Here is a 22,817-nt window from a genome sequence, read left to right on the forward strand (position 1 = left end):
TTAGCACCCGACGGTTTCGAGTGCTAATGAAGACTCTATGAGGTGGCTGGCACTCGGTCAAGGCGAGTGCCAAAACGTACGACGCAGGAGGCCGCCCTACGCGGCCTGGTCGCGCTCGCTGCGCTGGACGGGCTGGGCCTTGGCGCGGAAGACGCCGAGCGCGCCGATGCAGATGGCGGCCAGGGACAGCACGACGGCGGCGATGAAGCCACCCAGCGGAACACCGAGCAGCTCGCGGGCGGCGCGGCCGTCGATCCCGGACCCGAAGTAGTCCCCGCCCGCCTGGATGTAGCTGCCGGCGAGCAGGGCCTGCAGCACCACGGACGCGATCAGGGCGAGCGCGGCGACCACGCCGACCGCCATTCCCGCGTACAGCAGGATCCGGTAGGCCAGCCCCGCGCGGCCAAGCGGCGGCGCACCGGCGTCGTCCGTGGCGCGGGCCGCGTCGACCGCCTCGGGAAAGCGGGACAGGAAGCCGGCTTCGGGTGCGGCGGGCGCGGGGGGTGCGGGGTTGGGTTCCTCGTTCTTCGGCACGGTTCCACGGTACCGCGCGGCCCGGTCCACTGGGCGCGGGCAACTAGGGTTGTCCCATGGCTTCCCCCTCCCCCGCCGTGGAAAACCTCGCGCCCGTGCTGTCCCCGGAGGGCTTCGGCCTGCTCAATTCGCTTAGCCCGGACGCCGCGGCCACGGACCGCGCGGCGCTGGAGCTCAACCTGCGCCTGCGCAAGGACGGGCACCCCGCGGAGTTGGTCGCCGCCGTCGTGCACCAGGCCCGGATGCGCGCCCGCGCCGCGGCCAAGCTCGGGCCGTTCGCCGCGCACATGATCTTCACCCGCGCCGGACTGGAGCAGGCGACGCGCCTGAACGTCGCCGCGATGCACGCCCGCCGCTACGTGCGCGCCGGCGTCGCCCGGGTGGCGGATTTGGGGTGCGGGCTGGGGTCGGACGCGATGGCGATGGCCGCGCTGGACCTGGAGGTCACAGCCGTCGAGCTGGACGAGACCACCGCGGCCGCGGCGATGGTGAACCTCATGCCGTGGCGGAACGCGCGCGTGGTCAACGCGGACGCGACCGGGTTCGCCCTCGACGGGTTCGACGGCGTCTGGCTCGACCCGGCGCGCCGCACGACGTCGAGCTCCGGGACCTCGCGGATCTTCGACCCGGAGGCGTTCAGCCCGCCGTTGTCCTTCGTCGAAACGCTGGCGGGTCGCGGGCTGGCCGTCGGCGTGAAGCTCGGGCCGGGCATCCCGCACGAGTCGCTGCCCGCCGGGTGCGAGGCGCAGTGGGTGTCCGTCGACGGCGACGTCACCGAGGCCGCGCTGTGGTTCGGCCCGCTGGCCCGGCCCGGCGTGCGGCGCGCGGCCCTGGTGGTCGGCCCGGACGGCACCTCCGACGAACTGACCAGCGCCGTGGAGTACGACGCCGGCGCCTCCCTCCGCGGCGAGGTCCCGGTCGGGGACGTGGCGGGGTTCCTGTACGAGCCGGACGGGGCGGTCATCCGCGCCGGGTTGGTGGCGGAGGCACTGGCGACCGTGGGCGGGCATCTGGTGGACCCGCACATCGCGTACTTCTGCGCGCCGACGCTGGTTCGGACGCCGTTCGCGCGGCCCTACCGGGTGCTGAACGTGCGGCCCTACAACGTCAAGGCCCTGCGGACGTGGGCGAAGGCGGAGGGGATCGGCGTGCTGGACATCAAGAAGCGCGGGCTGGACATGACCCCGGAGGAGCTCCGCAAGGTGCTGCTGGCGGGCGCGGGCAAGTCGGCGAAGAAGAAGGCGACGCTGGTCCTGACCCGGATCGGCGACACCCGAGTGGCCATAGAGGTAGCCCCGGCCTAACCCCCTCGCCTCCCCCGTTTCGCCCCCCCTTGCGTTTCGACGAAGGTAGATGCTGCTTTTGGGCCGAATCCGAGCATCTACCTTCGTCGAAACGGGAGGCGGGAGCATCTGGCTTCGTCGAAATTGGGCGGGGCGGCGAAATTGGGCGGAACGCCGAAAATGGGCGGGGCAGGCGGGGGCAGGCTCCGGCCGGCGGGGTTAGGCTGCGGCGTCGTTCGCCGGGGGGTGCTGCCCCTCGTAGGTGCCGAACGTGGGCGTGCCGGCGGCCTCGAGGGTGTGGATGGAGAGTCCGGCCGGTGTGGACTCGGACCCGACCAGTTGGAACCCCGCGGGCGCGCCGCCCTCCGGGAACAGCCTCCGGCCCGTGCCGACGACCACCGGGGCGACCACCAGCCGGACCAAGTCGATCAGACCGGCGGCGAGCAGCGACTGGGCCAGCGTCGCGCTGCCGTGGATCTGCAGTTCCCGCCCGTGCTGCCTCTTGAGCGCGGCGACCTGCGCGACGACGTCGCCGTCCAGAAGGGTCGAAGGACTCCAGTCGGCGGATTTCAGGGTGTGCGACGCGACGTACTTCGGCAGGCTGTTCATCCTCGGTCCGAAGGGGTCGTCCGGATCGTCCATCTGCGGCCAGTCGCGCGCGAAGTTCTCGTAGGTGCGGCGCCCGAGGAGGAGCCCGTCGGCCTCCCCGAGCCACGCCGCGGCCAGCTGGATGAAGCGCTCGTCGAGGAACGGCACGAACCATCCGCCCCGCCCGAAGCCGCCGCTGGTGTCCTCGTCGGGGGCGCCGGGCCCCTGCGAGACGCCGTCCAACGTCACGAATTGCATCAGCGTCAGCCTCATGGCGCGTTTCCCTTCCTCGGCGGCCGGACTACCCGGCGCGCATGAACCCCTCGGCGGCGGCGACCTGCTCGCGCGTCGGGGTGATGCCCGTGTAGAGGACAAACTGCTCCAGCGCCTGCAGCGTCATGACCTCGGCGCCGGTGATGACGTTCTTGCCCAGGAGGCGCGCCGCCTGGATTAGGGGCGTCTCGGCGGGGACCGCGACGACGTCGAACACCGTGTGGGCCGCCTCCACCTGCTCCTCGGTGAACGAAAGCTGCGTCTCCTCGTCCCCTCCGGCCATGCCGATCGGGGTGACGTTGACGAGGACGTCCGTGGCGCCGTCGTGCTTGGCGGCCCACTCGAATCCGTACAGGCCGGCGAGCGCGCGGCCCGCTTCCTCGTTGCGGGCGACGATCGTGACGCGTGTGAATCCGGCGTCGCGCAGGGCGGCGGCGGTTGCCTTGGCCATGCCGCCCGCGCCGCGCAGCGCGACGGTCGAGGACGGGTCGACGGCGTGGCTCGCCAGGAGCGCCGCGACGGCGGAGTAGTCGGTGTTGTGGGCGGTGAGGACGCCGTCGTCGTTCACGATGGTGTTGACCGAGTCGATCGCGGCGGCAGACGGGGCCACCTTGTCGACGAGCGCGATGACCTCCTCCTTGTAGGGCATGGAGACGGCGCAGCCGCGGATGCCGAGGCCGCGCACGCCGGCGATGGCCTGGGCGAGGTCGGTCGGGGCGAAGGACTTGTAGATCCAGTTGAGGTCGAGCTGCCCGTAGAGGTGGTTGTGGAACCGGGTGCCGTTGTTGCTCGGGCGCGCGGACAGCGAGATGCAGAGGGTCATGTCCTTGTTCAAGATGGGCATGGCTCCAGCGTAGTCCGGACCGGCGCGCCCTCCCTCCCCGTTTCGACGAAGGCAGATGTCGGTTTCGGGCGCGAATCCGACATCTGCCCTCGTCGAAACGGATGAACGGGGCATCTACCTCCGTCGAAATCCGTGCTGGCCCGCGTCAGGCGTCCTCGGCCAGCAGCAGTTCGCGTCGCAGCCGGCCGAGGAACTTGTCCCTGCCCGCGGGCGTGAACACGGTCTTCGTCACCTTCAGCACCTTCCATCCGCGATCGCGCAGCCCGGCGTCGCGGTCGATGTCGTGCTCGTACTGCTTCCGGTCCAGGCGGTGGTGCTCGCCGTCGTACTCGATCGCGATGCGCGCCCACCGGATCACCAGATCCGGCACCACGGACCACCCGTCCGGGAACTCGAGCCGGACGTTGACCTCCAGGTCCCCGATGCCCTCCGCGACCAGCATCCCCCGCAGCCGCGACTCCATCGGCGAATAGAAACCGGGCCGCAGCAGCTCGCGGGCCTCGCGCGCCAGCCGCACGCCGGGGACGGAGCAACGGCGGTCGAGGACGTCGTCGATCTCGGCCAGCGTGGCGAGCGGGTGCGTTCCGAGGACATCGTCCGGCCGCGGCGGCCCGTCCTCGGGTTGGAGCAGCGAGTCGCCCGCGGCCACCAGGTCACCCAGGCTCAGCCCCGTCCCGGCCAGATCCGCCCACGTCCAGGCGGGCGACGTCAGCGCGATCCGCTCCACCACGCGCCGGTCGCGTTCCAGCAGCGGCGCCACGTGTCCGACGACGTTCGGCCGCCGCGCGTGCCCACCCCTGCCCCTGACGCGCGTGACGTGGATCGGAAACACGCCGTCCCGGTCCGGCGCCCACATGCCCCAGGCCTGCGCGGCGCTCCGGTGGCTGAGGTACGTCCCGCGGTCCAGCCGCATGTATGCGCGTAGGACGTCGAGCCGCGGCTCCCCGTTGTCGGGCACCTGCCGCAGCCCTCGCGTCGGCGCCTCGAACCGGGACGAGCGCAGCTTCCCCGGCGTCATCCCCCGCGCGAGGCCGTCCGCGAACACGAATATGCCCGGCGGCTCGGGCGGGGGTTTCGCGGGGTCCGGATTCTCCATGACCCCATGGTGCCTAAAAGGGCGAATCGCCGCAGGCGATATCCACAGGCACGACGCCGGGGCCGCGCCACCCGCCGTCGCACCCACGGGGGGGCGCCCTCGGACACCGCCGCCGCCCTCCCCATTTTCGACGAAACCAGATGTCGCACCCCTCCGTTTCGACGGAGGTAGATGTCGGTTTCGGCCCCGAAATGGACATCTACCTTCGTCGAAACGAGAGGGAGGGAGAGGGGGCCTTAGCAGCCCGTTCCGGCCGGGTACTCCCCTACCGCGACCGGGAGCCGCCCCGGAGCCCCGGATTCGCCCTTCAGCACCGCCACCAGGGCCCCAAAGGATTCCGCCGTCCGCCCGTAGAGCGCGATCTTCGTCCCCGCGGCGGACCCCGCCAGCCCCCACGGCGCATCCAGGGACACCACCACGTCGCCCGCGCCGGCCCCGTGGGATCCGCCCAGCAGCGTCACGAGTTCCCCCGATCCCACGGCCAACCCGGCCTTCCCCGCGGCCTCCGCAAGCCGCGCGCGGTCCTCCGCGGTCCCGCCGGCGATCCGGATTCCGGCCCCGACCAGCGCCCCGGAACACTCCCCGTCCACCACGGTCACGGACGCCCGGGCCAGCTCCGCACCCAGCTCGACCCCCGCGCCCTCCCCGGAGGACGCCGGGTCCGCCGCGGACAGCGACCGTCCGCCGTCGTCCAGCTCGGACGCCAGCCGCCCCTGCCACATCATCATCGCCACGACCCGCGTCGCCGCCTCGTCCAGCCGCTCCGCGGGCACCTCTCCGGAGTCCACCGCCGCGACCACCGCCGCGTGGGCCTCTTCGACCGACGTCGGCATCAGCAGCAGGTCGGCACCGGCCGCCAGCGCGTCCACCGCCGCCCCGCCGCCCGGCGCGGACTGCTCCACCGCGCCCATGTTCAGCGCGTCGGTCACGGCCACGCCCTCGAATCCGAGGTCCCGCAGCGCGTCGTACGTCGCGGAGGAGAGCGACGACGGGACGCCGGGCTCCAGCGCCTCGACGGCGATGTGCCCCACCATCACCATCGGCGCCCCCGCCTCGATCGTCCGGGAGAACGGCGCCCAGTCCCGCGTCCGCAGCTCCTCCAGGGAGGCGTCCTGCACGGGCAGCCCCACGTGGGAATCCGTGGTCACCGAGCCGTGCCCGGGGAAGTGTTTCGCGGACGGCAGCACCCCGGCGTCGAGCATGCCCTCGATCCCCGCCGCGGCGTGCTCGCCGACGAACTCCGGATCCGAGGAGAACGATCGCGCCCCGATCACCGGGTCGGCGGGGCCGAGCGTCACGTCGGCGTCGGGCGCGAAGTCGATCGTGAATCCCAGCGCGGCGAGTTCGGTGGCCATGGCCTCGTGCGCCCGGGCGGTCAGTCCGGCGTCGTCCGCCGCGCCGTACGCCATCGGCGCGGGCCATTCGGTCAGCGGCGCCTTGACGCGCGCCACGGCCCCGCCCTCCTGGTCGACGGCGACGATGCCGGGCCAGTCGCGGCCGGAGCCGAGCGTCTCTTGGAACCTCGCGGTCGTCGCCGCCAGGGCCTCGGTGTCGACTCCGCTCGCTCCGCCGGCGGCGCCCTCGCCGGCCGCGGCGCCGCCCGCGTTTCCGCCCGCGGCCAGCGGCACGTTGTCGCCCATCACGATCACGCCGCCCAGGTGCAGCTCGTCGACCTTGGCCAGCTCGGCGGCGGGATCGGTCCCGGTGTAGTGGTCAACGAGCACCTGCCCCGCCTTCTCCGCGGTGCCCATGGCTGCGACGGCGTCGGCGGCCGCCTCGACGTCGGACGCCAGCGGCCCCCAGGACGTGCGTTCGGGCTCCGGCGCACTGGAGGACGACGCCGGTACGTCGCCGCCCGCGCCCGGCGCACCCGGCGTCGTGCCCGAGGGCGGCGCCGGCGTCGGGGTGCACGCCGCCAGGGCGAGGGTGGCGGTGAGTACCGTCACGGTCAGGGTTCTCATGCGCAGGGCCACGGGTCCAAGGGTACCGGTGCCGATAGACTGTCAGCCGTCCCACCCGCACGATTTTCAGGAGCCTGGATGCAGATCGATTTCGCCGAGTCCCGGCAGTCCACCCTCGGCGTCGAATGGGAGATCGCGCTCGTGGACAGCGAGACCGGCGACCTGCGTTCGGTCGCGCAGGAGGTGCTGCTCGGGGTCCACACCCTCCACGGCGAACTCGACGAGGACGAGGAGCATCCGCACATCAAGCAGGAGCTCCTGCTGAACACGGTGGAGATCGTCACCGGGGTCTGCGACACGGTCGACGAGGCGAAGAGGCAGCTCCACACGAACATCAAGGCCATCCGCGACGTCACCGACCCCATGGGCGTGGACCTGTACTGCGCCGGGTCGCACCCGTTCGCGCCGCCGAAGCTGCAGCCGGTGACCAACAAGGAGCGCTACGCGAAGCTGATCGACCGCACGCAGTGGTGGGGCCAGCAGATGGTCATCTACGGGGTGCACGTCCACGTGGGGCTGGACCGCCGGGACAAGGCGCTGCCGATCGTCGACGGCCTGGTCAACTACCAGCCGCACTTCCAGGCGTTGTCGGCGTCGAGCCCGTTCTGGGGCGGCGAGGACACCGGGTACGCCTCGCAGCGCGCCCTCATGTTCCAGCAGCTGCCGACCGCCGGGCTCCCCTACCACTTCGAGACGTGGGAGGGCTTCGAGGGGTACGTGCGGGACATGGTCCACACCGGCGTCATCGACGACATCACCGAGATCCGCTGGGACATCCGCCCGGTGCCGCGGTTCGGGACCGTGGAGATGCGCATCGCCGACGGCTTGTCCTCGCTGCAGGACATCGGCGCGATCGCCGCCCTGACGCAATGTCTAGTGGATGACATGTCCACCACCTTGGACAACGGCGGGACCATCCCGGTCATGCCGCCGTGGTACCGCGTGGAGAACAAGTGGCGCGCGGCCCGCTACGGGCTGGACGCCATCATCATCCTCAACGCCGCGGGGGACGAGATGCTGGTCACCGAGCACCTGGAGCGGGAGCTCAACCGGCTGGAGCCGGTCGCGAAGAAGCTGGGCTGCTCCGACGAGCTGGTGGACGTCGAGCGGATCATCCGCGGCGGTGCCGGCTACCAGTGGCAGCGGCGGGTGGCGAAGGCGCACGACGGCGACCTGCGCGCCGTCGTCGCGGACAACGTCGCGCGGATGCACATCGCCTGACCCGCCCCGCTTTCGCCCAAGCCAGATGCCCTCCCCCCTCGTTTCGACGAAGGCAGATGCTCGTTTCGGCCCGAAAAGGGACATCTGCCTTCGTCGAAACGGGAGGGAGCGGGGGTTGGCTTCGGCGAAACGGCGCCGGATGTCACTTCCCGTCCAGGTACGCCCGCAGCCACGCCGGGACCATGAAGCGCGGGAACCTGGTCAGCCCGAGGACCACGGAAACCAGCACGACGCCGGAACCCCCGACCGCGCAGACGGCGAAGGCCGCGCGCGCGGTTCCGGGCGACTCGAACAGCTCGTCCATCGCGAACGCGAAGGACGCCATCGTCAGGCCCGCCCCGGCCCAGAGGATCCCGATGCCGAGGTGCGGGCAGTGGCGCCCCCAGGCGGATCCGGCCCACGAGCGCCAGATGCCGTCGTACGCCCAGATGCCGAAGTACAGCCCGGCCATGCCGAGGCCCAGCAGCGCGCTCATCAACAGGGTGGATTCCATGGCGGCCTACAGCGAAATCGCGCCGACGGGCTGACCGGAGTCGGTGCCGAACGCGATCCCTGACGGGGCGACGCCGGCCATCACCAGCTGCGCGGCCAGCGCCGCGACCATGGCACCGTTGTCCGTGCAGAGGCTCGGCTTCGGGATGCGCAGGGAGATGCCGGCGGACGCGCACCGGGCCGCGAGCAGCTCGCGCAGCCGCGTATTGGCCGCCACCCCCCCGCCGAGCAGCAGGTTCTCCAGCCCGTGTTCGCGGCAGGCCAGCACGGCCTTGGACGTGACGACGTCGACGACGGCCTCCTGGAACGACGCCGCGATGTCCGCCACCGGGGGCTGCTCGCCGCGCGCCTCGTACTGCTCCACGCAGCGGGCGACCGCGGTCTTGAGCCCGGAGAAGGAGAAGTCGTAGCGGTGCCTGCCGGGGATCTCCGCGGTGCCGGTGAACTTGGGCAGCGTCAGCCCGCGCGGGAAACGGATCGCCTTCGGGTCGCCCTGCCTGGCGATCGCGTCGATGGCCGGCCCGCCCGGGTAGCCGAGGCCGAGCAGCCGGGCCACCTTGTCGTACGCCTCGCCGGCGGCGTCGTCGATCGTCGCCCCGAGCAGGACGACGTCGGTGGCCAGCGAATCAACCTTGAGGATCTCCGTGTGGCCGCCGGAGACCAGCAGCGCGCCGAGGCTGGAAGGCAGCGCGCCGCCGTCGAGCACCCCGACGCCGACGTGGGCCACGAGGTGGTTGATCGCGTAGAGAGGCTTGCCGGTGGCGAGGGAGAGCGCCTTCGCGGCGGCGACGCCGACCATGAGGGCGCCGGAGAGCCCCGGGCCGGAGGTGACGGCGAGCGCGTCGACCTCGTCCAGGGTGACCCCCGCGGTGTCCAGCGCGGCGCGGAGCGTGGGGACCATGGCGTCCAGGTGCGCCCGCGAGGCGATTTCGGGGATGACCCCGCCGAAGCGGACGTGTTCGTCCATCGAGGAGCTGACGGCGTTGGCCAGCAGCTCCGTGCCGCGGACGATTCCGACGCCGGTCTCGTCGCAGGAGGATTCGATGCCGAGGACCAGCGGCGCGGCGGAGGGAGTCATGCTGTCCAGTTTAGGGTCTGGGCGAGGCGCCGGGTTTGCGGTGCCTTCGTTTCGACGACGCCAGATGCCCGCCCCTCCCGTTTCGACAAAGGTAGATGCCCGGATTCCGAGGAAAACGGACATCTACCTTCGTCGAAACGCGGGGGGTGGGCATCTGCGTTCGTCGAGATTACGGGGCTACGGCGCTACGGGGCTACGGCAGGGCCAGGCGGAAGACCTTGGCCCAGGCCGAGCCGACCTGCTTGTAGAGCGGGCCCGTGTTGTACGGGAGGCCGTAGCGGCGGCAGATTTCCCTGACCTTCGGGGCCACCTCGGCGTAGCGGTTGGACGGCAGGTCCGGGAACAGGTGGTGCTCCACCTGGTGGGACAGGTTGCCGGTCATGAAGTGCATCAGCTTGGACCCGGAGATGTTGGAGGACCCGATCATCTGCCGCACGTACCAGTCGCCGCGCGTCTCGCCGTCGACCATCTCCTCGGAGAACGTCTCGGCCCCCTCGGGGAAGTGCCCGCAGAAGATGACGGCGTGCGCCCAGATGTTGCGGGTGGCGGTGGCCACCAGCGTGCCCATCAGCGCCTGCTTGCCCGATCCGCTGAGCATGCCCAGCGCCGGGGTGGCCAGGAAGTCCTTGGTCACCTGGTTCATGGCGGACTTGCCGAACGCCTTCAGGTCGCGGATGAAGTCCTCCTTGGACTTCTCCCCCGCCTTGAGCTCGGTGATCTCCAGGTCGTACAGGGCGATGCCCCAGTCGAACACCGGCGCCAGGATCGCGTTGAACACCGGGTTCAGGACGTTGACCGGCTTCCACTGCTGGTCCGGGTCCATGCGCAGCAGGTTGTAGCCCACGTCCTTGTCCTTGCCCAGGACGTTGGTCCACCGGTGGTGCTGGTCGTTGTGGGTGTGCTGCCACGAGCGGGCCGGCGTCATGAAGTCCCACTGCCAGGTGGTGGAGTGGATGTCCGGGTCGCGCATCCAGTCCCACTGGCCGTGCAGGATGTTGTGCCCGATCTCCATGTTCTCGATGATCTTCGACGCGGAGAGCATCGCGGTCCCGGCGACCCAGGCGTACTTGTTGCGCCCGGCGCCGATCAGGGCCGCGCGGCCGGCGATCTCCAGGGTGCGCTGCACCTTGATGACGCGTCGGATGTAGGCGGCGTCCGCGGACCCGCGCTTGGCCAGCACGTCGTCCTTGATCGCGTCCAGCTCCCGGCACAGCTCCGCCACCTGCTCGTCGGAGAGGTGCGCGGCCGACGGCGGTCGGACCGCCGGGGAGCCGGTTTCGGGGAGGATTCCGGGCTTGCGCTTGCGGACGGTGGTTTCCGGGGCGTACGACTTGGTGTCGTCCGCCTCGGTGGGCCTGGTGGTCGTTGTCGTCATCGGTTCTCTCCTTAGAGGTCGAGGTTGACTAGAGGTCGAGGTTGACGGGTCCGGCGGCAGCCGAGACACACGTTTGGATCAGTTGGCCGGGTTCGCCGTGGACTTCGCCGGTGCGCAGGTCGCGGACCTTGCCGGCGCGCAGGGGGGTGAGGCAGCTGTGGCAGATGCCCATGCGGCACCCGCTGGGCATGAGGACCCCGGCGTCCTCGCCGACGTCGAGCAGGGGTTCGTCGCCGGGCGCCTCGATCTCGCGGTCGGACGTCTCGAACGTCACGAGGCCGCCCTCCTCGCCCTCGCCGCCGGCGAGGTCGGTGGTGAAGCGCTCGATGATCAGGTCCTCGGCGCCGCCCTCGACGCCCATGGACTCGGACCAGAGCTTCTCGGCGTCGTCCAGGAACCCCGTCGGGCCGCAGGCGTAGGCGGCGCGCTCGCGCCAGTCGGGGCACACGGCGTCGACCGCGGCGGCGTCGGCGAGGTTCAGCCGCCCGGACTCGGACGTGAAGTGCTCCACGACGCGCAGGTTGGGGAACTGGTCGGCGAGCTCGCGCAGCTCCTCGAGGAACAGGCTGTCCGCGGAGCTGCGGGCCGAGTGCACCAGCACGACGTCGGCGTCGGGCCTTCGCGGGACCAGCGTGCGGATCATGGACATCACCGGGGTGATGCCGCTGCCGGCCGTGAGCATCAGCAGCGGGCGCGGGTGCTCGGGGAGCGTGAAGTCGCCCTGCGGAGGCGCGAGGAACAGGACGTCCCCGGGCTTGGTTTCGCGGACCAGCGTGCCGGAGACGGAGCCGACGTCGGTCACGGTGATCGCGGGGTCCTGGCCGGCGGCCGCGCTGAGGGAGTAGGAGCGCCAGTGGCGCACCCCGTCCAGTTCGACGCCGATGCGCGCCCACTGGCCGGCGGCGTGCGCCTTCCAGCCGCGTCCCGGGCGGAAATGGATGGTGGTGGAGTTGGCGTTCTCGCGCACCACGGACGTGACCACGCCCCGGAGTTGCCGGTGGGAGAACACCGGATCGAACAGCGAGAGGACATCCTCCGCGGTCAGCGGGTGGGTCAGTACGGATGCGGCCTGTGCCAGCGAACGGAGCCGAATCATGACACCAGTCTATGGCGACCAGGGCAACATTTCTCCATGCAAGGCATACGATTGGCGGCAGGAAACTGTCTCCACGCACTAAAGAACGCGAGTCTTCGCATGTCAGAGGTCGCTCCCACCGACCCTTCGGGGCAGCACACCGATCCGCCGTGGCTCGCGGTCCCCCGCGAGGTCGGCGAGGCCCTGCGGCCGCACCTCCCGCATGTCGTCGAGGCGATCATCAACGCCGTGCCGCAGCTGGTCCCCGCCTACGCGCGCCCCATCGAGGGTCGATTCGGCCGGGGCCTGCGCCGCGGCGTCGCCGGCGCGCTGGACCGGTTCCTCGACCTCCCCGGCACCTCGGGACCGGCGCTGTCGGCGGAGACACGCGAGCTGGTGGCGGGCCTGGGCAGCGGCGAGTTCCGCCAGGGCCGCAGCATGGACGCACTGCTGGGCGCCTACCGTTCCGGGGCGCGCGTGACGTTCCGCGAGCTGTCGAAGGTCTCCATGGACATGGGGCTGGGGTCCGAGGTGGTGGTGAACCTGGGCGAATCGGTCCTCGCGTACATCGACGAGCTCTCGGCGGTCAGCGTGGAGGCCTACGCGTTCGAGCAGTCCGAGCGCGCGGGGGAACTGGAGCGGCGCCGCACGGACCTGGTCCAGCTCCTGCTGCTCGGCCGGACGGACGAGGGCTCGCTGCGGCAGGCCGCGGCGATGGCCGACTGGGTGCTCCCCCAACGCCTGTGCGTGGTGACGCTGCCGCTCGGCAACACGGCGGGGCTGCGGCTGCGGCTGGGGTCGCGCGCCCTGGTCGTCGAACGCGAGACCGACTCCGTCGTCGTGCTGCCCGCGCCGTCCGGCGCCACCGAGCGGAACGCGCTGGCCGGAACGCTGAGCGGCCGGGAGGCCGTTGTCGGGCCGGCCGGGGGTTGGGAGCGGGCGGGCGGGTCGCTGCGATTGGCGGTGCTGGCCGCCGCCGCGCTGCCCGCCGACGAACGCGCGGACGACCTCCCGCTGTGGGCGGACGAGCACCTCTCGCGGATCGTCCTCGGCGCCGAGCCGCTCGCCGTCGACGAGTTGGCCGCCCACCGGCTGGCGCCGCTGGAGTCGCTGCGCCCGGCCCAGCGCGAGCGGCTGGAGGAGACCCTCCTGAGCTGGCTGCGGCACTGGGGGCAGCGCGCGCCGGTCGCCGCGGAGCTGGGTATCCACGCGCAGACGGTCGGCTACCGGGTGGCGCAGCTGCGCGAGCTCTTCGGCGACGACCTGGAGGACCCGCGGGCGCGGTTCGAGCTGGAACTGGTCCTGCGCGCCGCACGCGCGTTCGCCGCCCCCGGCGCCCCCGCTACCTGAGGTACGTCCCGGACATCCATCCCGTTCGGGCGCCGTACTTCACCTGGTGCCAGGACCCGCTGCGCTTGCCCGTGGTGGCGACCGTCTTGCCCTTCGGCACCGTCGCCAGGATGCGGTGGCCGGTCCCGGCGCCAGCGCGCAGGTTGAGGTTCGCGGTGGTGGTCTTCGTACCCGCCCTCGCGGCGGACGCCTGGGCCACGGCGCCAAGGTGGTGCTCGAGCGTCGGCGTCCCGCTCCCGCGCATGGAGGAAGCGATCGCGGTGCCGACGTAGCGGTAGTGCCAGGGCTCGTACCCGTACCCGGTGACCGCGCCCCGGCCCGGCGGGTAGCGCAGGATGTACCCGTAGCGGTAGGCGTTCCGGGCCATCCAGCCGCCCGCGCCCGCCGCGGTGGAGACGTCGACGGCGAGCCCGGTCTGGTGTTCGGAGGTGCCCGCCGGGGCGACCACGCGTTTGGCGTACGCCGCGCCGTACCAGCGCGTGTAGTTGGCCATCAGCGTGGCCTGGGTCTTGTACGAGCGGTAGCTCGAGGTCGCCCGCAGCACCACGCCGCCCTTCCGGGCTCCGGCGGCCATCTTCGCGTAGGCGGCGGCCGCGCCGGGCTGCAGTTTCACGGGGACGCCGGCCACGCCCTTGACCGTGACCAGGCGCGGGACATAGGTCCGGGGCACCAGCGGGTGGGACTTGTTGACCAGCACGTCGGCCCGGGCGGGATTGCGCGGCGCCGCCTTCTTCGCGGCGGGCACGGCCAGCGGGGCCGTAGCGGCGGAATAGGGCACGACGGCGGGCGCGGCCACTGCCGCGGGCGCCGCACCCAGTGCCGCGGCGAACGCGAGTGAGAGTGCCGCGAGGACCGCCGCCGGTCGTTGGTTGCGCAACATGTGCACGTCGTTTCTGTCGTCGGCTGTTGTGCGGATAACCCCTAGCGCGGGCCCGGCTGCAGCATCAGGCGCATGATCACGGCGTCGGTTCCGCCGGGGTAGTAGCCCCTGCGCACGTGGATCGGCTCGAACCCGAACCGCACGTACAGCGCCTGCGCGCGCGGGTTGTCGGCCCGGACCTCCAACATGACGTCCCGGGCCCCACGCCCGCGCGCCTCCCCGATCAGGCCGGTCAGCAGGGCGGAGCCGATGCCCCGGCCCTCGTGCCCGGGAACGACGGCGATGGTCTGCACGTCGGCCAGCGGCAGCACACACATCATGCCGCAGTAGGCGACGATGCTCCCGCCGTCCTCGACCACCCAGTAGCGCCGGGTGTCGGCCTGCGCCAGCTCCTCGCGGAACATCCGTTCGGGCCAGGCGTCCCGCGGGAACAGCGCCGCCTCCAGGGCGTAGACCGCGGGGACGTCCTCGGCGGTCATCTCCCGGATGCACCAGCCGCTGTCCGAATCGGCGCTCACTTTCCGAACCCCGACGGGCGGTTCATCGCGGCCGGGACCTTCGCGTCGGATTCGCGCAAATACAGAGGCGCGGTGGAGAGCGGTTCCCTTCCGCGGGCCAGCGAGGCCAGGGCGAACGCGCCGAGCGACGCCGCGTTCGGGTGCCGGGAGGCGAACGCGGGAACGCCGTACGCCCCGACCGCCGCCAAACGTTCGGCGTAGAGGCCGGCGCCCGTCCCGTAGACGGGCACGGGCGGCAGCCCCTCCGCGGCGGAGACGTGCGGGCCTTCCGCCAGCGTGCCGTCGGGCAGATAGCGCGCCCAGTACAGTTCCTTCCGGCGAGCGTCGATCGCGACCGTGAAGCCGCCGTCGGGCACCCCGGCGGAATCGGTGCCGGCCAGCACGTCCCAGGCGACGGCGTCCAGGCTCATCGCCCCGTCCACGGGCACGCCCCAGGCGAAGCCGAGCGTGCGTGCCGTCGCGATGCCGACGCGCAACCCGGTGAACGGACCGGGACCGACGCCGACGACGATCCGGTCCAGGTCCCTCCCCGCGACGCCGGCCTGCGCCAGGATCCCCTCGATCGCGGGCGCGAGGACCTCGGCGTGCGTGTTCGTCTCCTCGGATGCGAAGGACTTGAGGACCTCGGCCGGGCCGGCGGCACCGTGGGCCCGCAGCAGGGCGGCGGAGGCAATGGCGGAGGTGTCGATGGCTAGGACAAGCATGCGGCCCAGTATATTGCGCCGATCTTGCGCGGATCTTGCACGGCTTGCGCGCTCGGGAAGCGGATGATGATGGGCATGAGAACCGATGCGCCCACGGCCAACGCCGGCGGTGCGCCCGCTCTGGTCGACGACGGGGAGCTGCGGGCGATGGTCCGCCATGTCGGCGCCGAGGCCACGCGCGAATTCGTCAACCGGTTCGTCTCCTTGTGGCCCTCGCGTCTGGAGCGCCTCATGGAGGCGGTGGTCCAGGGCGACTGCGAGACGTTCCGGGACGCTTCGCTCTCGCTCAAGTCCGGGGCATCGATGGCGGGAGCCACCGCCTTGGCCGCGCTCGGCGACCGACTCCACCGGATTGCCAGCGACCCGGACGCGCCGGACGCGTGCGCCCGCGCCCGGGAGGCGATGGCGGACCTCGAACGCCTCGGCGGGCTGTCCGTCGAGGCGCTCGCCGCGCTCGCCGCGGTGCTGTGCGCCGACCAGCCCGACTGAAAAGCCGACCAGCCAGCCCGAAAAGTTACGGGCACGGCCAATCTTGAGCAAACCTTGAGGGAAACTTCTGACTTTGCCACACCACCCGTTGAGCATCGGACGGCATGCTTGCCGCAAGGGCAGGACGGGGCGGCCGGGGGGCGCCGACGAAGGGCCCAATGCCGCAGCATCATCCAGCCACGGGGGATCTTGGGGGTTTCCGGAGGCCGGTCAGCTGAACCGCCGCTCGCCGACGGGAACCTTGGGGGTTCCGCCACACGGGCGGCGGAGGCGTTCAACGGCCGCTACCGCGCCTTCGCGCTCCGGTATCCGACGCCGCGGACGGTCTCCACCCAGCGCGGCGCCCGGGCGTCCTCGCCGAGCTTGCGGCGCACGTTGCCGAGGTGGACCTCGATGGTGCGCTCGTCGGCCGCGGAGACGAACGTCCCCGAGTCCAGGTCCTCCTCGCGCAGGATGCGGACCAGGTCCGCCTTCGTGCGGACGTTGCGGCCGCTTTCCATGACCGACTTCAGCAGCGTGAACTCCGTGGGCGTCAACGCCGGTTCCTTCTCCCCCAGCCGCACCACGTGCGTCGCCGGCTCCAGAACCAGGCCGTTGAGCGTCAGGCAGCGCACGGCCGGCGCCTCCGTGGGCGCCGGGACGGCGCCCGCCGTCCCCGCCGCGCCACCGTGCCCGGGGGAAACGGTCTGGATCGCGCCGGTGTGCGCCACCCCCGGACCCTGCCGTTTCTCGCGGACGCGGCGGCGGATGACGGCATCGACGCGGGCTCGGAGTTCCCGCGGGCTGAAGGGTTTGGTCAGATAGTCGTCGGCGCCGGATTCCAGGCCCATGACGGCGTCGATCTCCTCCGACCTCGCGGTGAGCATGATGATGTGCGCCTCGGAAAAACGCCGGATGCGGTGCGCCACCTCGAAGCCGTCGATGTCCGGCAGGCCGAGGTCCAACGTCACCAGGTTCGCGTCCACCTTGAATGCCAGCTCAACCCCCGCGACGCCGGTCCGCGCCGGGTGCACCACGAATCCCGAGCTTTGCAGCACGGCCTCCAGGAGCCCGCGGATATCGTCGTCGTCCTCGATGACCACGGCTACGCGGCGCTGGTCCACGCGTTCCCCCTCGTGTCTGAAATGTTTCCCACATCCTAGCCGCGCGGGCGGACACTTTGGCCTCAGACGCAGGTCGCGGTTGGCCTCTGCGCGGTTTTGGCCAGCGAGAGCGTCCACGTGGTGGCCTGGCCGCGGATCCACGTGTTCGGCGCGTCCGGGTCGCCGACGAACGGCAGGATGCCCAGCGTGTAGTCCGCCGGGCGGTTCAGGTTGCCCTCGAGGACGGCCGTGTGCGTCGCCGGCACGCCGCCCCGGACGATCGCCGCCGGCACCACGGCCACGCCGTTCTTGTCGGTGATGGTCACCTGGTAGCCGGAGGCGTCGGACGCACCCCATTCCATGGTGACGTACGCCGCCGTCGTGTCCTGGCGCGAGCAGGTGATCGACCGTCCGATGGTCGCCGGCGTCATGGGCGCGGCCGTCGCGTTGACGGCCGCGGTTCCCGACTGGCTCCAAAGCGCGAACGCCGCGCCCCCTCCCAGCAGGCCGGCCACGATCATCACATAGAGCACGACGGCGGCGCGCAGCCCAGGCACCGTCACTCCCCCGTCACGCCCGCCGCCGCCTCGGCGGCTTCGGCCTCCCGGCGGCGCACGGCGCGGGCACCGATTCCGCGGGCGAGGCTGATGAGGCCGTAACCGATCAGGCCGAACGCGGCGGCCTGGCCGAGGAGCCCGCGGTCCCGGTTGCCGAGCCAGTTCGCCGCGAATCCCGCGTAGGGCACCGCGTAGAAGACTCTTCCGCGCACTTGCACCGCGCGGACCGGGTCCGGGTCCGCGACGTCGTTGTTGTCGCCCTGCGTGAAGAGCACGCGTTCGCCCTGCCGGTCCACACCGGTGGACACCACCCGGTGCGTCACGACGGCGGCCTCGCCGGATGCGATCTGGTACGTCACCACGTCCCCGGGTGCCACCTCGGCGACGTCGACGGGCTTCACGACCAGCAGCGTTCCCGGCGGGTAGCCGGGCTTCATCGAACTGGTGAGCACCGAATACTGGGTGGACCCGCTCAACAACGGAACAACGATCAGTACGACGGCGGCCAGCGACGCGATCACGAGGGCCACGAACCCCAAGGCCTCGCCGAGGCGGCCGCGAACGGCGGACATTCCCATGGCGCGTGTCCCTTTCTGTTGGGCGGGCTCCGGTCTGTGGGGCAGCTACGGGGCGAGCTGCAGCGCGGAGATCCCGACGTCGACCGTCGCTGCCGCGCCGCTGAGCGTGGCCGGCGTCGTGCTTTTGAGGGTGAGGGTGAGGCAGAACGTGCCGGCCGCGCCCTGGGCGATGTCTCGGGCGTTGCCCGCGGTTCGCGTGGCGCAGGTGCCGCCGGACGCCAGGGCGACGGCGGCGTCGACATATCCTGCGAGCGCCCCGGTGACGGTCGGCGCGCCCGCCGTCGTGCGGAGGGTGAAGGTCCCGCTGCCGGCGTTGGTGGCGTTGGTGACCGTCACCGGGACCACCACCGGCTTGTCGCGCTCCAGCGCCGGGACGCCGGCGACGGTGACCGTCCGGGGCGTCCCGCTGGCGGAGAGGCGCTGCTGCTGGCCGTTGTCCGCGATGACCGTCACCGCGAAATCGGCGGCCCGCACCGAGCCGGCCGCCGACGCCGCCGTCTGCGTCCAGAGTGCCAGCGACCCCTGCACCGTCAGCAGCCCGAGGACCACGGCGGTGCCGCACAGCGCGGCGGCCTTCAGCGTGGCCGTGGCCTGCATGCGCTGCGCTTTCTTCGTGGTTGCGGGCTCGCTACGGCGCGGCCGGCGGCTGCGGTGCGACCTGCGCCAGCTTGTACCCGATTCCGCCGAAGTCGATCTGTGCGTTGGTGCTGGATTTCGCGTCGGTGGATTCCTTGAACGTGAACGTCGTCGACGCCGTGTACGTGCCGGACTCGGTGAGGGCGTCCGATACGGCACCACCGTTGGCATCCGTGAGCGTCACAGGGCCCACGATCACGTCATTCGCGTAGAACCCGCTGTCGGTGGCGCCGGTGACGGTGAGCGTGGCTTTCATGAGATCGCCGGACAGCGTCACCATCACGGGCTGGGTGTAGGTGAGGTCATCGCCCGGGACCACACGGTAGTCCGCGGTGACGGCGGTGCCCGTCCCGTTGGTCCAGGATCCCGTGCCGGCTTTCAGATCGAGGTTCCCGGCCACGATGGTCCCGGCGTTCGCGCCTGCGGCGTCGTTCCAGACGGCCAGGGTCCCCCCGCCGCCGAGCAACATCGCGACACCTAGTCCCGTGGCGAGCGCGCCTTTGGTCATCTTGTTCATCGTTGAGTCCCTTACGAGTTTTCGGTGCGGGACGTTGTGCGTCCCGGCAATGGGAATCACTGTTCAGGAGCAACATCAAGAACGACAGCAACTCGTGCACAGCTTTAACGAAAGATTTGCGCAAGAGTCGAGGGCAAATCTTGAGCGAAAATTGAGGTCGGCGCGTAACAAGCCCGACGAGGTGGACATTTTGTAAACCTGTTGGCCCAGCCGCTCGAAATGTCGGATTGTTCATGCGACTATTGATCTCGGGTGCGGGGATTTGGCCGCACGTTTGGGGGATGGCACGTCGGGCAGCAATGCCCGACGTGCCCTAAAAAGCTGGGAGGTGCCATCGTGGCACGCTATGAATCTCGATACGCACAACGCGAGGCGGCCCTGCGGCTGCGGCGGAAACTGGGGACGGCGGCCGTCGTCCTTCTCGCCCTCGCGGTGGTCGTGGCCGTCGGCTACACGTTGACGGCATAGCCGCCGACGGGCGCGGGCAGCGGCATGGTGGCCCCGGGCGGATGCCCGGGGCACGCTACTGTAAGGGCAACAACGTTGGCCCCGCCCGGAAGGAACCATGGCACGCGCAACACTGGTGGACATGGTGGCCGACGAGATCCTCCGCAGGGTCATCGACGGAGAGCTCCCCGAAGGTGCCGCCCTCCCCTCGGAGGCGGAGATCGGGGCGCAGCTGGACGTCAGCCGCCTCACCGTCCGCGAGGGCCTGAAGGAACTGCGCGCCAAGAACGTGCTCAACGCGGTCCGGGGGCGCGGCACCTACGTCAATCCGGTCTCCGCGTGGACGTCGCTCGAGGCCGTGCTCCGCGCGATGTCCGCCGCCGGCAGCGCGTCGCAGGTCTCCGTCCAACTGCTGGAGGTCCGCCGCATGATCGAGGTCGGCGCCGCCGAACTCGCGGCCACCCGCCGCACCGGGCGGGACGTGGATCTGTTGCGCGGCCACCTCGCCGGGATGGTGTCCGCCCATGCCGCATCCGACGTCGACCGCTTCGTCACGGAGGACATCGCCTTCCACGACGTCATCCTGCGCGCCTCGGGAAACCTCATGGTTCCGGTGCTGTACGAACCGCTGGGCAAGATGCTCAGCGCCGGGCGCCGCGAGACCTCGGCCGTTCCCGCGATCCAGGAGCACGCGATCCGGATGCACCGCAACGTCCTCGCCGCGCTGGAGTCCGGAAGCCCGGAGGCATCGCGGACGGCGATGCTCGAGCACATGGACCAGACGCTGGACGACCTGCGCAAGTTCGTCCTGGCAACCGACTAGCCCTTCCCTTACCCGAACTTTTCGCTTAAGATGTCTGACATCTGAGCTAAACCCAAGGATTCAACGTGGCATCTCTTGCAGAACTTCTCGCGACCTACCCGCCCGCGCCGGACGTCTCCGCCGGGACCGTCCGCGCCGCCATGGCATCCGGCCCCCGCCGGGTGTTCGTGGTCCTGGACGACGACCCCACCGGGACGCAGTCCGTCGCCAACCTCCCGGTCCTGACCCATTGGGAAACCGCCGACCTGGCCTGGGGACTGTCCCAGGACGTCCCGGCCGTCTACGTGCTGACGAACACGCGCAGCCTGGACCCCGCCGCGGCGGCACAGCGCAACCGCGAGGTGGCCCGCGCCGCCCTCGCGGCCGCCGCGGAGGTCGGCGTCGCCGTCTCCTTCGTCTCCCGCAGCGACTCCACCCTGCGCGGGCACTTCCCGCTGGAGACGGACGTGCTGGGCCGCGAATTCACCGCGCACACCTCCCGCCCCGTGGACGGCGTGCTGCTGGCGTTCGCGTTCCCCGAGGCCGGCCGCGTCACCATCGGCGGCGTGCACTACTTCGTGCTCGACGGCGAGGCGGTGCCGGTCGCGGACACGGAGTTCGCCCGCGACGCCACCTTCGGCTACACGCATTCGGACCTGCCCGGGTATGTGGAGGAAAAGACCGGAGGCGCCGTCGCCGCCGCGGACGTCCTGGTCCTGGACCTGCACACCATCCGCTCCGGCGGCCCGGAGGCCATCGCGGAACTCCTCCTGGGCGCCAGCGACGCCGCGCCGATCGCGGTCGACCACGTCGTGGAGGAGGACCTGCGCCAGGTTGCCCTCGGCCTGGCCCTGGCGGAGGCGCGCGGGGGAACCTACCTCTTCCGCGCCGGTCCCCCGTTCGTCCGCGGCGTCATCGGCCAGGACCCGCACCCGCCGCTGGAGGCCGCGGAGATCTTCGGCGCCGGCGAGCCGGCCACGCGCGGCGGGCTGATCGTCGTCGGATCCCACGTCGGCGTCACCACCCGCCAGCTCAACCACCTCGGCACCAACCTCCCGGTGGCGCTCACCGCGGAGATCGACGTCGCCCGCGTCATCGACCCCGCGCGCGCCGAGGCGCACCTGACCGAACTTGTCCAGGACATCACGGCGGCGCTGACCCGCGGCAACGTGGTGGTCCACACCTCGCGCGAACTGGTTAAGACGGACGACGGCGACGAGTCCCTGGACATCTCGCGGCGCGTGTCCGCCGCCGTCGTCGACGTCGTCCAGCGCACCCTGGCGCACGCTCCCCCGCGCTTCGTCATCGCCAAGGGCGGCATCACGTCCTCCGACGTCGCCGCGCACGGCCTCGAAATCCGCCACGCGATGGTCCGCGGCCCCATGCTGCCGGGCATCGTCTCCCTGTGGGAGCCCCAGGACGGGCCCGCCCGCGGCATCCCCTACATCGTCTTCGCCGGCAACGTGGGCGCGGATTCCTCCCTGACGGACGTCGCCGTCAAACTCTCGGCAACCGATTAAGGAGAGCCAACAGTGAGCTCCAACTACAGCATCGCCGTCCTCGGCCTCGGCGCCATGGGCCTGCCCATGGCCACGCGCCTGGCCTCCGGCCTGACCGTCCACGGCTTCGACATCGCCGCCGAGCGCATCGCGCTGGCCGCGGATGCCGGCATCGAGACGTTCAAGTCCGCCGCGGAGGCAGTCGACGGCGTCGACGCCGTGCTGCTGGCCGTGCGCAACGGCGAACAGCTCACCGACGTCCTCTTCGGCGACGCCGGGATCGCCCCCTCGCTCAAGGACGGCGCCGTGGTCATCATGACCAGTACCGTCGGCGTCGCGGCCGTCACGGGGGTCGCGGACCGCCTGCGCTCATCCGGCGTCGAACTCGTCGACGCCCCGCTCTCCGGCGGACCGGTCCGCGTCGGCGAGGGCGACCTGCTGATCGTCGTGGGCGCCACCCCCGCCGCCCGCGCGAAGGCCGCCCCGGCGCTGGACCTGCTGGCCTCCACGCTGACCGTGGTGGGCGACAAGCCCGGCGACGGCCAGACGCTGAAGACCGTGAACCAGCTGCTCTGCGGCATCCACATCGCCGCCGCCGGCGAGGCGCTCGCCCTCGCCGACGCCCTCGGCCTGGACCCGGCCGGAACGCTCGAGGCGCTGCAGTCCGGCGCGGCGGCGTCGTTCATGCTGGGCAACCGCGGCCCGCGCTCGCTGCAGGCGTACGACGGCGCCGGCGCCGAGGTGCTCAGCCGCCTGGACATCTTCGTCAAGGACATGGGCATCGTCACCACGGCCGCCCGCGAGGTGGGCCTGCCGACGCCGGTGGCCGCCGCCGCCGAACAGCTCTACCTGCAGGGCCAGGCCCTGGGCCTGGGCGCCGCCGACGATTCCGCCGTCATTCGCGTGGTCGCCCCGCGGCGCCGCAACTAGCCGCGACG

General features: G+C 71.5%; 25 protein-coding genes. 8 read left to right on the forward strand and 17 right to left on the reverse strand.

Going from position 1 to position 22,817, the window contains the following annotated elements; genetic code table 11:
* Window positions 1-96: 96 nt before the first annotated feature.
* Window positions 97-534, reverse strand: coding sequence for a hypothetical protein (locus tag AC0QSG_RS07005; RefSeq protein WP_475377089.1), 438 nt, complete (start codon window positions 532-534; stop codon window positions 97-99).
* A 56-nt stretch (window positions 535-590) separates the two neighbouring features.
* On the opposite strand from AC0QSG_RS07005, the gene AC0QSG_RS07010 reads away from it, so the two are divergent.
* A complete protein-coding gene (locus tag AC0QSG_RS07010; protein ID WP_475377090.1) occupies window positions 591-1,838 on the forward strand; it encodes a class I SAM-dependent methyltransferase in 1,248 nt (415 codons plus the stop codon).
* Window positions 1,839-2,036: 198 nt separating this feature from the next.
* Here AC0QSG_RS07010 and AC0QSG_RS07015 read toward each other — a convergent pair whose 3' ends face one another.
* From AC0QSG_RS07015 to AC0QSG_RS07030, 4 genes are all read right to left on the reverse strand, one after another.
* Window positions 2,037-2,678, reverse strand: a complete 642-nt coding sequence (locus AC0QSG_RS07015; RefSeq protein ID WP_475377091.1) for a dihydrofolate reductase family protein — start codon at window positions 2,676-2,678, stop codon at window positions 2,037-2,039.
* 28 nt (window positions 2,679-2,706) lie between these two features.
* Window positions 2,707-3,522 carry a shikimate 5-dehydrogenase gene (locus AC0QSG_RS07020; RefSeq protein ID WP_475377092.1) on the reverse strand — a complete coding sequence of 272 codons (816 nt, stop codon included), beginning with the start codon at window positions 3,520-3,522 and terminating at the stop codon, window positions 2,707-2,709.
* A gap of 145 nt (window positions 3,523-3,667) precedes the next feature.
* On the reverse strand, window positions 3,668-4,618 hold the full coding sequence (locus tag AC0QSG_RS07025; RefSeq protein WP_435726310.1) for an endonuclease domain-containing protein: 951 nt from the start codon (window positions 4,616-4,618) through the stop codon (window positions 3,668-3,670).
* Between the two features lie 236 nt (window positions 4,619-4,854).
* On the reverse strand, window positions 4,855-6,579 hold the full coding sequence (locus AC0QSG_RS07030) for a glycoside hydrolase family 3 protein (RefSeq protein ID WP_475377093.1): 1,725 nt from the start codon (window positions 6,577-6,579) through the stop codon (window positions 4,855-4,857).
* 78 nt (window positions 6,580-6,657) lie between these two features.
* On the opposite strand from AC0QSG_RS07030, the gene AC0QSG_RS07035 reads away from it, so the two are divergent.
* Entirely contained in the window at window positions 6,658-7,800 is a 1,143-nt protein-coding gene (locus tag AC0QSG_RS07035) for a glutamate--cysteine ligase (RefSeq protein ID WP_435726306.1), read from the forward strand.
* 142 nt (window positions 7,801-7,942) lie between these two features.
* On the opposite strand, the gene AC0QSG_RS07040 is transcribed toward AC0QSG_RS07035, so the two are convergent.
* The 4 genes from AC0QSG_RS07040 to AC0QSG_RS07055 form a co-directional block, all read right to left on the reverse strand.
* Window positions 7,943-8,293 (reverse strand): hypothetical protein, encoded by a 351-nt coding sequence (locus AC0QSG_RS07040; RefSeq protein ID WP_475377094.1) that lies wholly within the window; start codon window positions 8,291-8,293, stop codon window positions 7,943-7,945.
* Window positions 8,294-8,299: 6 nt separating this feature from the next.
* Entirely contained in the window at window positions 8,300-9,370 is a 1,071-nt protein-coding gene (gene tsaD / locus AC0QSG_RS07045; protein WP_475377095.1) for a tRNA (adenosine(37)-N6)-threonylcarbamoyltransferase complex transferase subunit TsaD, read from the reverse strand.
* 193 nt (window positions 9,371-9,563) lie between these two features.
* On the reverse strand, window positions 9,564-10,745 hold the full coding sequence (locus tag AC0QSG_RS07050; protein ID WP_435726302.1) for a fatty acid desaturase family protein: 1,182 nt from the start codon (window positions 10,743-10,745) through the stop codon (window positions 9,564-9,566).
* A gap of 28 nt (window positions 10,746-10,773) precedes the next feature.
* A complete protein-coding gene (locus AC0QSG_RS07055) occupies window positions 10,774-11,841 on the reverse strand; it encodes a ferredoxin reductase (protein WP_435726300.1) in 1,068 nt (355 codons plus the stop codon).
* Window positions 11,842-11,940: 99 nt separating this feature from the next.
* Here AC0QSG_RS07055 and AC0QSG_RS07060 point away from each other — a divergent pair, with 99 nt between their 5' ends.
* Window positions 11,941-13,170, forward strand: coding sequence for a PucR family transcriptional regulator (locus AC0QSG_RS07060; RefSeq protein WP_475377096.1), 1,230 nt, complete (start codon window positions 11,941-11,943; stop codon window positions 13,168-13,170).
* Here the strand turns inward: AC0QSG_RS07060 and AC0QSG_RS07065 are convergent.
* The 3 genes from AC0QSG_RS07065 to tsaB are packed head-to-tail and all read right to left on the reverse strand — an operon-like array spanning window position 13,163 to window position 15,272.
* The gene (locus AC0QSG_RS07065) at window positions 13,163-14,050 is read right to left on the reverse strand and encodes a D-alanyl-D-alanine carboxypeptidase family protein (protein WP_435726297.1); all 888 of its coding nucleotides are present in this window, start codon (window positions 14,048-14,050) and stop codon (window positions 13,163-13,165) included. The genes AC0QSG_RS07060 and AC0QSG_RS07065 overlap by 8 nt on opposite strands.
* A gap of 41 nt (window positions 14,051-14,091) precedes the next feature.
* On the reverse strand, window positions 14,092-14,529 hold the full coding sequence (gene rimI, locus AC0QSG_RS07070) for a ribosomal protein S18-alanine N-acetyltransferase (RefSeq protein ID WP_475377288.1): 438 nt from the start codon (window positions 14,527-14,529) through the stop codon (window positions 14,092-14,094).
* Window positions 14,530-14,564: 35 nt separating this feature from the next.
* On the reverse strand, window positions 14,565-15,272 hold the full coding sequence (gene tsaB / locus AC0QSG_RS07075) for a tRNA (adenosine(37)-N6)-threonylcarbamoyltransferase complex dimerization subunit type 1 TsaB (RefSeq protein WP_475377097.1): 708 nt from the start codon (window positions 15,270-15,272) through the stop codon (window positions 14,565-14,567).
* 75 nt (window positions 15,273-15,347) lie between these two features.
* Between tsaB and AC0QSG_RS07080 the strand changes: the two genes are divergently transcribed.
* Window positions 15,348-15,761, forward strand: coding sequence for an Hpt domain-containing protein (locus tag AC0QSG_RS07080; protein ID WP_475377098.1), 414 nt, complete (start codon window positions 15,348-15,350; stop codon window positions 15,759-15,761).
* 284 nt (window positions 15,762-16,045) lie between these two features.
* Here AC0QSG_RS07080 and AC0QSG_RS07085 read toward each other — a convergent pair whose 3' ends face one another.
* The 5 genes from AC0QSG_RS07085 to AC0QSG_RS07105 all read right to left on the reverse strand — a co-directional run bounded on the left by AC0QSG_RS07085 (window position 16,046) and on the right by AC0QSG_RS07105 (window position 19,131).
* Entirely contained in the window at window positions 16,046-16,864 is an 819-nt protein-coding gene (locus AC0QSG_RS07085; RefSeq protein ID WP_475377099.1) for a response regulator transcription factor, read from the reverse strand.
* 62 nt (window positions 16,865-16,926) lie between these two features.
* Window positions 16,927-17,400 (reverse strand): hypothetical protein, encoded by a 474-nt coding sequence (locus AC0QSG_RS07090; RefSeq protein ID WP_475377100.1) that lies wholly within the window; start codon window positions 17,398-17,400, stop codon window positions 16,927-16,929.
* A gap of 2 nt (window positions 17,401-17,402) precedes the next feature.
* A complete protein-coding gene (locus AC0QSG_RS07095) occupies window positions 17,403-17,978 on the reverse strand; it encodes a signal peptidase I (protein WP_475377101.1) in 576 nt (191 codons plus the stop codon).
* Window positions 17,979-18,023: 45 nt separating this feature from the next.
* On the reverse strand, window positions 18,024-18,575 hold the full coding sequence (locus tag AC0QSG_RS07100; protein ID WP_475377102.1) for a hypothetical protein: 552 nt from the start codon (window positions 18,573-18,575) through the stop codon (window positions 18,024-18,026).
* A gap of 31 nt (window positions 18,576-18,606) precedes the next feature.
* Entirely contained in the window at window positions 18,607-19,131 is a 525-nt protein-coding gene (locus tag AC0QSG_RS07105; RefSeq protein WP_475377103.1) for an alternate-type signal peptide domain-containing protein, read from the reverse strand.
* Window positions 19,132-19,467: 336 nt separating this feature from the next.
* On the opposite strand from AC0QSG_RS07105, the gene AC0QSG_RS07110 reads away from it, so the two are divergent.
* The 4 genes from AC0QSG_RS07110 (at window position 19,468) to AC0QSG_RS07125 (ending at window position 22,809) form a co-directional block, all read left to right on the forward strand.
* Window positions 19,468-19,599, forward strand: coding sequence for a hypothetical protein (locus AC0QSG_RS07110; protein WP_435726289.1), 132 nt, complete (start codon window positions 19,468-19,470; stop codon window positions 19,597-19,599).
* Window positions 19,600-19,696: 97 nt separating this feature from the next.
* Window positions 19,697-20,401 (forward strand): FadR/GntR family transcriptional regulator, encoded by a 705-nt coding sequence (locus AC0QSG_RS07115; protein ID WP_475377104.1) that lies wholly within the window; start codon window positions 19,697-19,699, stop codon window positions 20,399-20,401.
* 65 nt (window positions 20,402-20,466) lie between these two features.
* On the forward strand, window positions 20,467-21,900 hold the full coding sequence (locus AC0QSG_RS07120; RefSeq protein WP_475377105.1) for a four-carbon acid sugar kinase family protein: 1,434 nt from the start codon (window positions 20,467-20,469) through the stop codon (window positions 21,898-21,900).
* Window positions 21,901-21,912: 12 nt separating this feature from the next.
* Window positions 21,913-22,809 carry an NAD(P)-dependent oxidoreductase gene (locus AC0QSG_RS07125; protein ID WP_475377106.1) on the forward strand — a complete coding sequence of 299 codons (897 nt, stop codon included), beginning with the start codon at window positions 21,913-21,915 and terminating at the stop codon, window positions 22,807-22,809.
* Window positions 22,810-22,817: the final 8 nt, after the last annotated feature.

The organism is Arthrobacter sp. LT660, assembly GCF_056172845.1.

What these genes read in the sequence shown, in the direction of transcription:
- AC0QSG_RS07010 (WP_475377090.1), top strand. Translation starts at nt 591, where the DNA reads ATGGCTTCCCCCTCCCCCGCCGTGGAAAACCTCGCGCCCGTGCTGTCC.
- AC0QSG_RS07015 (WP_475377091.1), bottom strand. Translation starts at nt 2,678, where the DNA reads ATGAGGCTGACGCTGATGCAATTCGTGACGTTGGACGGCGTCTCGCAG.
- AC0QSG_RS07020 (WP_475377092.1), bottom strand. Translation starts at nt 3,522, where the DNA reads ATGCCCATCTTGAACAAGGACATGACCCTCTGCATCTCGCTGTCCGCG.
- AC0QSG_RS07025 (WP_435726310.1), bottom strand. Translation starts at nt 4,618, where the DNA reads ATGGAGAATCCGGACCCCGCGAAACCCCCGCCCGAGCCGCCGGGCATA.
- AC0QSG_RS07030 (WP_475377093.1), bottom strand. Translation starts at nt 6,579, where the DNA reads ATGAGAACCCTGACCGTGACGGTACTCACCGCCACCCTCGCCCTGGCG.
- AC0QSG_RS07035 (WP_435726306.1), top strand. Translation starts at nt 6,658, where the DNA reads ATGCAGATCGATTTCGCCGAGTCCCGGCAGTCCACCCTCGGCGTCGAA.
- AC0QSG_RS07040 (WP_475377094.1), bottom strand. Translation starts at nt 8,293, where the DNA reads ATGGAATCCACCCTGTTGATGAGCGCGCTGCTGGGCCTCGGCATGGCC.
- tsaD (WP_475377095.1), bottom strand. Translation starts at nt 9,370, where the DNA reads ATGACTCCCTCCGCCGCGCCGCTGGTCCTCGGCATCGAATCCTCCTGC.
- AC0QSG_RS07050 (WP_435726302.1), bottom strand. Translation starts at nt 10,745, where the DNA reads ATGACGACAACGACCACCAGGCCCACCGAGGCGGACGACACCAAGTCG.
- AC0QSG_RS07055 (WP_435726300.1), bottom strand. Translation starts at nt 11,841, where the DNA reads ATGATTCGGCTCCGTTCGCTGGCACAGGCCGCATCCGTACTGACCCAC.
- AC0QSG_RS07060 (WP_475377096.1), top strand. Translation starts at nt 11,941, where the DNA reads ATGTCAGAGGTCGCTCCCACCGACCCTTCGGGGCAGCACACCGATCCG.
- AC0QSG_RS07065 (WP_435726297.1), bottom strand. Translation starts at nt 14,050, where the DNA reads ATGTTGCGCAACCAACGACCGGCGGCGGTCCTCGCGGCACTCTCACTC.
- rimI (WP_475377288.1), bottom strand. Translation starts at nt 14,529, where the DNA reads ATGACCGCCGAGGACGTCCCCGCGGTCTACGCCCTGGAGGCGGCGCTG.
- tsaB (WP_475377097.1), bottom strand. Translation starts at nt 15,272, where the DNA reads ATGCTTGTCCTAGCCATCGACACCTCCGCCATTGCCTCCGCCGCCCTG.
- AC0QSG_RS07080 (WP_475377098.1), top strand. Translation starts at nt 15,348, where the DNA reads ATGAGAACCGATGCGCCCACGGCCAACGCCGGCGGTGCGCCCGCTCTG.
- AC0QSG_RS07095 (WP_475377101.1), bottom strand. Translation starts at nt 17,978, where the DNA reads ATGGGAATGTCCGCCGTTCGCGGCCGCCTCGGCGAGGCCTTGGGGTTC.
- AC0QSG_RS07100 (WP_475377102.1), bottom strand. Translation starts at nt 18,575, where the DNA reads ATGCAGGCCACGGCCACGCTGAAGGCCGCCGCGCTGTGCGGCACCGCC.
- AC0QSG_RS07105 (WP_475377103.1), bottom strand. Translation starts at nt 19,131, where the DNA reads ATGAACAAGATGACCAAAGGCGCGCTCGCCACGGGACTAGGTGTCGCG.
- AC0QSG_RS07115 (WP_475377104.1), top strand. Translation starts at nt 19,697, where the DNA reads ATGGCACGCGCAACACTGGTGGACATGGTGGCCGACGAGATCCTCCGC.